The organism is Actinomadura rugatobispora (assembly GCF_042656285.1).
Lineage (GTDB): Bacteria > Actinomycetota > Actinomycetes > Streptosporangiales > Streptosporangiaceae > Spirillospora > Spirillospora rugatobispora.
Genome location: NZ_JBHSON010000232.1, coordinates 1 through 1,407, shown reverse-complemented (window position 1 = coordinate 1,407; position 1,407 = coordinate 1). Strand labels below are relative to the sequence as shown.

General features: G+C 48.5%; 3 protein-coding genes. 2 read left to right on the top strand and 1 reads right to left on the bottom strand.

Features of this window, described 5'->3' with window-relative positions; all coding sequences use genetic code 11:
• A partial coding sequence (locus tag ACFPZN_RS56015; protein WP_378293580.1) for a helix-turn-helix domain-containing protein occupies window positions 1–327 on the bottom strand: 327 nt, incomplete at its 3' end.
• A gap of 97 nt (window positions 328–424) precedes the next feature.
• On the opposite strand from ACFPZN_RS56015, the gene ACFPZN_RS56010 reads away from it, so the two are divergent.
• Both ACFPZN_RS56010 and ACFPZN_RS56005 read left to right on the top strand, forming a co-directional pair.
• A complete protein-coding gene (locus tag ACFPZN_RS56010; RefSeq protein ID WP_163283732.1) occupies window positions 425–682 on the top strand; it encodes a helix-turn-helix transcriptional regulator in 258 nt (85 codons plus the stop codon).
• A 22-nt stretch (window positions 683–704) separates the two neighbouring features.
• Window positions 705–1,175, top strand: coding sequence for a YmfL family putative regulatory protein (locus tag ACFPZN_RS56005; protein WP_032634711.1), 471 nt, complete (start codon window positions 705–707; stop codon window positions 1,173–1,175).
• Window positions 1,176–1,407 lie beyond the last annotated feature (232 nt).

Here is a 1,407-nt window from a genome sequence, read left to right as displayed (position 1 = left end):
ATCACTGCTCTGTATGTGTCCTGCTCCGGCGCTTGCGCTCACATCAAGTACCTCGACTCTATAAACATCACCAATACTTAGCGATGATGAATCACTTTCACTGTTTATACATACAGTAGACTCATTTTCGACAGAGGTAAATAGGTCTGGGACTTTTACGCTTAAAGCGTGAGCAAGTCGGTTAAGTGTTTGTTCTGAAAACTGCTTTTGTTTTCCTGTTTCAAGGCGGGAAATGTTAGCAGCATCAACCCCCACAGACTCTGCAAGCTCTGAGATTTTCATGTTCTTCGCCAAGCGAAGCTGTCTGATACGTGATCCTATATTCATGCGTCTATTACATGTGTTTTTTGCGTGTCGTGCAAAGCAACTTGCGCAATTCGCCAGCATGAAATAACATGCGTAATACGCAAATGAAGGAGGGATTATGCAATCACCATTGAGAAAATTGCGCAAATCGCACGGTATGACCTTGTTGCATGTTGCAACAGGCGTACAGGTCGATCCGGCAACATTAAGTCGCATTGAAAGATGCGAACAGGTTCCGTCAGTAGAGCTTGCAGAACGTCTTGCCAAGTTCTTCAAAGGAGAGATCAGCGAATTACATATTTTGTACCCGAGCCGCTACCAAGTAGCTGAAGAAGTAATAGGCGAAGGCAATCGTAATGTGAAAGCAGTCATCTGATAACTACCAAAGGAAATACAACATGGTAGAGCCAAGCCTGAAAGAAGTGGTTAAAGCGATGTGTAAAGCGTACCCAGGGGGCCGTGAGGCTATGGCCGGTGCTCTTGGCATGTCCGTAACGCAGTTCAATAACAACCTGTACGAGAAGAACGGCTGCCGTTTCTTCGAAGTGAATGAGCTGGAGGCGATGGAAGACATCTCGAATACGTCCCTCCTGGCGGATTACTTTGCCCGTCGCCGTGGTGCGCTGCTGGTGGACGTTCCTCAACTTGAAGACCTTGATCGTGTCGACCTGTTTGATCGTGCCATGAGAACGTCAGCAGCGCGTGGACGTGTTGATACCGTGATCCAGAGAGCTCTCGAAGATGGAGTAATCGAACGTCATGAAGCTGAAGAAATCAACGAATATCACCGCCGCCATTTGGCAGCGCGTGAAGAAGAGATCCGCGCGATTGTCGCGCTGTTTAGCCGTAAGAAGAGCCAAAAGAAGTGACGCCCGCGAGTGTGCAGCTCCGGGCGTCGTGGCGTGTCGTATTCAGTGGAGAAACTAACGCATGAACAGTTTAAACCGATTGAGACCAGCGAAGCAATTCAGATGCCTTCCGCTGGTGGGAAAAGATTCCACGTTCGGCTATGTGGAGAGATTAAACAACCAGGCGGATCAGAACAACTACCAGCCTGAGAACGCGATGGTAGAGGCATTTGCACTGATGAACGAGAAGGGG